Origin of the sequence: Micromonospora globispora (genome assembly GCF_003857015.1) — a bacterium.
Taxonomy (GTDB): domain Bacteria; phylum Actinomycetota; class Actinomycetes; order Mycobacteriales; family Micromonosporaceae; genus Micromonospora; species Micromonospora globispora.
The window spans coordinates 1-6,335 of record NZ_QGGF01000298.1; the positions used below are offsets into that span (position 1 = coordinate 1).

General features: G+C 74.8%; 6 protein-coding genes. 4 read left to right on the top strand and 2 right to left on the bottom strand.

Annotation, left to right across the window (positions count from 1 at the left end):
* Together DKL51_RS14810 and DKL51_RS14815 are read left to right on the top strand one after the other, a co-directional pair.
* On the top strand, nt 1-3,577 hold a 3,577-nt coding region (locus DKL51_RS14810), incomplete at its 5' end, for an HAD-IC family P-type ATPase (protein WP_124812171.1).
* 39 nt (nt 3,578-3,616) lie between these two features.
* Nucleotides 3,617-4,081 (top strand): MBL fold metallo-hydrolase, encoded by a 465-nt coding sequence (locus tag DKL51_RS14815; RefSeq protein ID WP_109947216.1) that lies wholly within the window; start codon nt 3,617-3,619, stop codon nt 4,079-4,081.
* A 61-nt stretch (nt 4,082-4,142) separates the two neighbouring features.
* Here DKL51_RS14815 and DKL51_RS14820 read toward each other — a convergent pair whose 3' ends face one another.
* Nucleotides 4,143-4,562 carry a CBS domain-containing protein gene (locus DKL51_RS14820; protein WP_109947217.1) on the bottom strand — a complete coding sequence of 140 codons (420 nt, stop codon included), beginning with the start codon at nt 4,560-4,562 and terminating at the stop codon, nt 4,143-4,145.
* A 118-nt stretch (nt 4,563-4,680) separates the two neighbouring features.
* Here DKL51_RS14820 and DKL51_RS14825 point away from each other — a divergent pair, with 118 nt between their 5' ends.
* Nucleotides 4,681-4,971 carry an NIPSNAP family protein gene (locus DKL51_RS14825; protein ID WP_123809632.1) on the top strand — a complete coding sequence of 97 codons (291 nt, stop codon included), beginning with the start codon at nt 4,681-4,683 and terminating at the stop codon, nt 4,969-4,971.
* Here the strand turns inward: DKL51_RS14825 and DKL51_RS14830 are convergent, their stop codons facing one another.
* Nucleotides 4,972-5,157: a hypothetical protein gene (locus DKL51_RS14830; RefSeq protein ID WP_123827101.1), complete on the bottom strand. Its 186-nt coding sequence runs from the start codon at nt 5,155-5,157 to the stop codon at nt 4,972-4,974.
* A gap of 258 nt (nt 5,158-5,415) precedes the next feature.
* Here DKL51_RS14830 and DKL51_RS14835 point away from each other — a divergent pair.
* Nucleotides 5,416-6,335 (top strand): serine/threonine-protein kinase (locus DKL51_RS14835; RefSeq protein WP_148097790.1); only part of this gene is annotated, 920 nt, incomplete at its 3' end.

Genomic DNA, 6,335 nt, shown 5'->3' on the forward strand with positions numbered 1-6,335 from the left:
GCTCCGCCGGGCCGTCCGGCTTCGGGCAGGGGCGCTCGCCGTCGGGTACCCGGGCGACAGCCCGTTCCGGGGTACCGGTCAGTCTCGGCTCGGCCGGATGCTGGCCCGCCGCGGCGTGATCGCCATGGACCGGAGCGTGCTGCGCCAGCTCGACCGGATCGACCTGGTGCTGCTGGACGCCGCCGTCCTCGGCTCGGACCGCGGCGTGCTGGCCGACCTGGCGCCGCTGCCCGGGGCGGACACCGGCCAGGTCGCCGCCCGGGCGTTCGCGCTCTTCGACCCAGAGGCCGCGGACAGGCTCCAGCAGGCCGACGGCTGGCGGCTCGGGCCGCTCGACCGGATCGAGGCCGACGATCCCGGCGACACCCCGGAGAGTCGCCGGCTCCGGGACGGCGGCGGCATCCTGCTGGGCCTCGCCGACGGCGACACCCTCGCCGCGGTGCTCCGGGTGGAACCCGAGCCGGCGCCCGGGGTGGACGCGCTGGTGACCGCCGCCCGGCAGGCCGGACTGCGGCTGGTGGTGGCCGGTGCGGACCACGACCGGTACGACTTCGCCGACGCCGTGCTCCCCGTCGGTCCACGGCTCGCCGAGACCGTCCGGGGCCTGCAACGCGTCGGCAATGTGGTGCTGCTGGTCTCCGGCGACCGCGCGGCGCTCGCCGCCGCCGACTGCGGCCTCGGCGTCGCCGGCCCGGACGACCTCCCGCCCTGGGGTGCGCATCTGCTGGTCGGCACCGACCTGCGGATCCCGGCGCTGGTCATCGAGGCGGCCGGGGTGGCCCGCCGGATGACCCGGCAGAACATCCGGATCGCGATGGCCGGCACCGGCCTCGGTGCGTTGGGCGCCTTCACCGCCGAGCGGCAACTGCTTCCCGGACGGACCTTGAGCGCGGTGAACGCCGCCTCGGCGCTGGCCTTCGCGCACGGCGTGTGGCGGGCCGGCCGGCTGCGCAACCGGAGCCGCTCACCCGTGCCCACGCTGACCGCCTGGCACCTGATGCCGGTGGAGACGGTCCTCCGCCAGCTCGACACCACCCCGGAGGGGCTCAGCGAGGCCGACGCGGCCCGCCGGCGCGGCGCGGCCACCGGGGAGGCGCCCGGACCGACCGGCCTGCTCCGGGCCTTCGTGGACGAGATGACCAACCCGCTCACCCCGGTACTGGCCGCTGGCGCGGTGCTCTCCGCCGCGTTCGGATCGCTGGTCGACGCGGCCCTGGTCGGCGGGGTGGTGGGCGGCTCGGCCCTGATCGGCGCGGTGCACCAGCGCAACACCGAACGCTCACTGGCCGAGCTGCTGTCCCGCTCGGCGGTGACCGCCCGGGTGCTCCGGGACGGCGCGGAACGGGTGGTCGCCGCGGACGAACTGGTGCCGGGGGACGTGGTCCTGGTCGGGCCCGGTGACGCGATCCCCGCCGACTGCCGGGTGCTCACCGCCGACGGGCTGGAGGCCGACGAGTCGTCGCTGACCGGGGAGTCGCTGCCGGTGGGCAAGACCCACGAGCCGGTGGTGGCCGCCGCGGTCGCCGAGCGGCATTCGATGCTGTACGAGGGCACCACCGTGGCGGCCGGACACGGCACCGCCGTGGTGGTCGCCGTCGGCGAGGAGACCGAGGCGGGGCGGAGTCTCGCCCTGGCCCGCCAGGCGCCACCGGCCAGCGGGGTGGAGGTGCGACTCGGGCGGCTGACCAACGCCGCGGTGCCGCTGGCGGCCAGCTCGGCGGTGGCGGTGGCCGGGGCGGGACTGCTCCGGGGCGTACCGCTGGCGGAGACGGCCGCGACCGCCGCGAACCTGGCCGTCGCGTCCGTGCCGGAGGGGCTGCCGTTCCTGGTCAGCGCCGCCCAGCTGGCCGCGGCCCGACGGCTGGCCGAGCACGGCGCCCTGGTCCGCAACCCGCGGACCATCGAGGCGCTCGGCCGGGTGGACGTGCTCTGCTTCGACAAGACCGGCACCCTGACCGAGGGGAAGCTGCTGCTCGCCGGGATGGGTGACGGCGGCGGCCGGTACGCCCCGCCGGACCGGCTGGACGAGCGGCTACGGCTGGCCCTGGCCACCGCGCTGCGGGCCACTCCGGCGGCGGCGGACCCGGACGAGCTGCCTCAGCAGACCGACCGGGCGGTACGGCGTGGCGCGGGGACGGCCGGGGTGGTGGAGCAGACCGGCGCGGCGGGCTGGGCGGCGGTCGGCGGGCTGCCGTTCGAGCCCTCCCGGGGCTACCACGCCACGGTCGGGCGGAGCCAGGACGGGCTGCTGCTCAGCGTGAAGGGTGCGCCGGAGACGGTGGTGCCGCGGTGCACGGCCCGACGGACCGCCGACGGTGACGAGCCGCTGGACGACGCGGGTCGGGCGGCGCTGCACGCCCTGCTCGCCGAGCGGGCCGGTGCGGGTCACCGGATCCTCGCCCTCGCCGAGTGCCCGGTCGGTGCCCCGACGGTGACCGACGACGAGGTCAGGGGCCTGGTCTTCGTCGGCTTCCTGGCGCTGGCCGACGGGGTACGGGAGAGCGCCGCGCCGGCGGTGCACCGGATCCGCCAGGCCGGCGTGCACACCATCATGATCACCGGTGACCACCCGGCCACCGCGGAGGCGATCGCGTCGATCATCAGCCCCGACGACGACGGCCAGCGGGTGGTCACCGCCGCCGAGCTGGACCGGCTCGACGACGAGGCGCTGGCCGAGCGGCTCACCCGCACCGACGTGGTGGCCCGCTGCACACCGGCGCACAAGGTCCGCCTCATCCAGGCGTTGCAGCAGCACGGCCGGACGGTGGCGATGACCGGGGACGGGGCCAACGACGCCCCGGCGATCCGGCTGGCCGACGTGGGCATCGCCCTGGGCCAGCGGGGCACTCCGGCGGCCCGCGCCGCAGCCGACCTGGTGGTCACCGACGACCGGCTGGAGACCATCATCGCCACGCTGGTCGAGGGGCGGGCGATGTGGTCCTCGGTACGCCACGCGCTGAGCATCCTGGTCGGTGGCAACCTCGGCGAGATCGCGTTCAGCGTGCTGACCGCCGGGGCCACCGGTCGGTCCGCGCTGACCGGTCGGCAGCTCCTCCTGGTCAACCTGCTCACCGACCTGGCCCCGGCGCTGGCCATCGCGGTCCGGGCACCCGCCTCCGACGGCGCCGACCACCTGCTGCGGGAGGGGCCGGACACCTCGCTGGGCGAGACGATGACCCGGGAAATCGCCCTCCGGGCCGGCGCCACCACGCTGGGCGCGACCGCCGGGTGGACGCTGGCCCGGTGGACCGGGCGGCGAAAGCGGGCCGGCACGGTCGCGCTGGCCTCCCTGGTCGGCACCCAGCTCGGGCAGACCGTGCTGGCGGGCGGGACCAGCCCCACCGTGCTCGGCTCCACGGCCGCCTCGATCGGAGTGCTGGTCGCCGTGGTGCAGACGCCGGGGGTCAGCCAGTTCTTCGGCTGCACGCCGCTCGGCCCGGTGGGCTGGTCCATCGCCGCCGGCTCCGCGCTGGGCGCCACGTTCGCCAACGGCGCGCTGACCCGACTGGTCGACCGCCTCCCGCAGCACGGGGTGCGACCGCCGGCGAGCGGCGGCGAGGCCGGGTCGGCGGGTTGACCGCCGCATGGCCGCACCCGGCGGGGGTACGGCTGAAGCATGGCGACCGATCACCCGCAGGTGACCTCGCTGGACGCGGTGGTCCTGTCCCACCTGCACGGCGATCACTTCGACCGGGTCGCGCGTCACGGGCTGGACAAGGGCCTGCCCGTCCTCACCACCCCGCAGGCGGAACGAAAGCTGCGCCGGTGGGGCTTCCGATCGGCGCAGGGGCTGCCCACTTGGCAGTCGTACGAGCTGCACCGGGGCGACGCCACCCTGCGGCTCACCGCGCTGCCGGGGCAGCACGGGCCGGGTGCCCTGGACCGGCTGCTGCCCGATGTGATGGGAACGATGGTCGATCTGGAACGCGCCGGGTCGCGGGAGTTCCGCCACTACGACGACTACCCGGTGTTCCGCTCCCCGCTGCGGCACTTCGTCGAGGAGGCCGGCCGCCGGGGCTTCGTCCGGCAGGTCCGGACCATCCTGCGGGGCGAGACCGTGCCGCTGACCCCGGCCGGCTGAGGCCACCTACGCGGATCGCCGCCTCCCGCGGTCGGGGGGCGGCGATCGGTCGAGCGGTGGGTCAGCCGCGCTCGGAGATGGCCTCGATGAGGTCACCCACCGGGCGCTCGGGCAGCGAGCGGGCCACGTCGGCGACGGCGACGATGCCGACGAGGTCGTGCCCGTCGATCACCGGCAGCCGGCGGACCTGGTACTTGCCCATGGTGCGCAGGATCTCGGCCGCGTCGTCGTCCGCGCCGATGGTCACCGCCTCACCCTGGGCGAGCTCGCCGGCGGTCACGCCGGCCGGGTCGCGGCCCTCGGCGATCACCTTCACCACGATGTCCCGGTCGGTCAGCATGCCCTTGAGCCGGTTGTCGTCGCCGCAGATCGGCAGCGAACCGACCCCGAGCTCGGCCATCCGCCGCGCGGCGGTCCGGAGGTCGTCCTGTTCCCGGACACAGCTCACGTTGCTGGTCATGATCTCGCGTGCGGTCGGCATGGGATGACACCTCACTTTCGGGGGGTTTCCTACCCGTTCTCCTACCCCGATGGGCGGGAGCCAACCCGGTTACATGGACGGCGACCTGACGGGAACGCAGCCCACGGAGGTGATCGACATGGCCTTCGTCCAGGTCATCGAGTACGAGTCGGACCGCCCCGCGGACGTGCGGGCACTGATCGAGGAGTGGGGACAGCAGCAACCGACGAACGCCCCGGACCGGCTGACCCTGACAGAGGACCGGGAGCGGCCCGGGCACCTCGTGGTGGTCGCCGAGTTCGACAGCTACGAGCAGGCCATGGCGCACAGCGCCCAACCGGAGACCGGCCGGTACGCCGAGCGGATGCGCGGCCTGGCCAAGGGTGAACCGCGCTTCGTCAACCTCGAGGTCATCCAGCGGGAGACCTGATCACAGGTCCATCTTGTCGCCGGCTACGGACGGCGTCTGGACGACAGAGTGCAGGTAGTTCGGTGAGCTCGACAGGAAGGTGTGGGGCTCGCCGGGCTCGACCAGGAGCATGTCGCCGGCGGCGAGCGGCACCGCCGAGTTCCACGGGCCGACGAACCAGCCCCATGCCGTCCTCCGGGGTGTCACCCACGGTTCCGATGATCATGGCGTCAGGGTGGCACATCCGGCCCGGCACGGCGGCGCGGCCGGTACACGCCGGCCGGCCAACGGGCTGGTGCCGACGGTTCGGCCCGCACTCCGGCTAGCTTGAAGGGATGGTCAACGACGAGCAGATCCTGATGACCCGTCCGAAGACCCCCGTCCCGGCGGCCGGCAGTGGCACGCCGACCGCTCCACCCGCCGCTGGCACGTGTAACGGAGACCGGGGCGGGAAAAAGTGACGTGGTGCTGAAGCGTCTGCTGAATGGCCGGTACCAGTCCGAGGAGCTGCTGGGCAGCGGCGGCATGGGCGAGGTGTGGCGGGGCCGGGACCTGCGCCTGGACCGGCCCGTCGCGATCAAGGTGCTCTCCGCGGCCGGCCTGGACGAGCCGATGGCCGCGGAACGGTTCGACCGCGAAGCGCGGACGGCAGCGCGGCTGACCCACCCACACATCGTGGCCGTGTACGACTTCGGCACCGAGGAGAACGACTCCTACCTGGTGATGGAGCTGGTGGAGGGGCGTACGGTCTCGGCGCTGATCGCCCAGGGTCCGCTCCCCGTCGAGCAGGCGGTGTCGATCGCCGTACAGACCTGCGACGGCATCGCCGCCGCGCATGCCGTCGGGGTGGTCCACCGGGACGTCAAGCCGGGGAACCTGATCGTCACGCCGTCCGGGACGGTGAAGATCTGCGACTTCGGCATCGCCCGCCTGCCGCAGGTGGCCGGCGAGAACACGCTGACCGGCCCGGCGACCAAGTTGGGGACCAGCTCGTACATGGCGCCCGAGCAGGCGCTCGGCCGGCCGGTGGACCCGCGCACCGACCTGTACGGCCTGGGTTGCACCCTGTACGCAATGCTCGCCGGCGCCCCGCCGTTCGCCGGCGACCCGTTGAGCGTCCTGCAACAGCACGTCAACGACCCGCCGCCGCCGCTGCGGGAGCGCCGACCGGACGTACCGGTCGCGTTGGACACCCTGGTGTCCGAGCTGCTGGCGAAGGACCCGGCCGACCGGCCGACCGACGCCCGCCAGGTCCGCCACCGGCTCGCGGCGTTGCTGACCTCGCCGGTTTCCGTGGCGGCGGCCGCCCCACCGATCAGCTCCGGCCCGGTGGTACCGGTCGACCCGCCGCCACCGTCGCCCGCGGACCGGCCCGGTCCCGGCCC

Excerpts from the sequence above, each read along its gene's own strand:
- DKL51_RS14820 (WP_109947217.1), bottom strand. The coding sequence starts at position 4,562 with ATGCCGACCGCACGCGAGATCATGACCAGCAACGTGAGCTGTGTCCGG.
- DKL51_RS14815 (WP_109947216.1), top strand. The coding sequence starts at position 3,617 with ATGGCGACCGATCACCCGCAGGTGACCTCGCTGGACGCGGTGGTCCTG.
- DKL51_RS14825 (WP_123809632.1), top strand. The coding sequence starts at position 4,681 with ATGGCCTTCGTCCAGGTCATCGAGTACGAGTCGGACCGCCCCGCGGAC.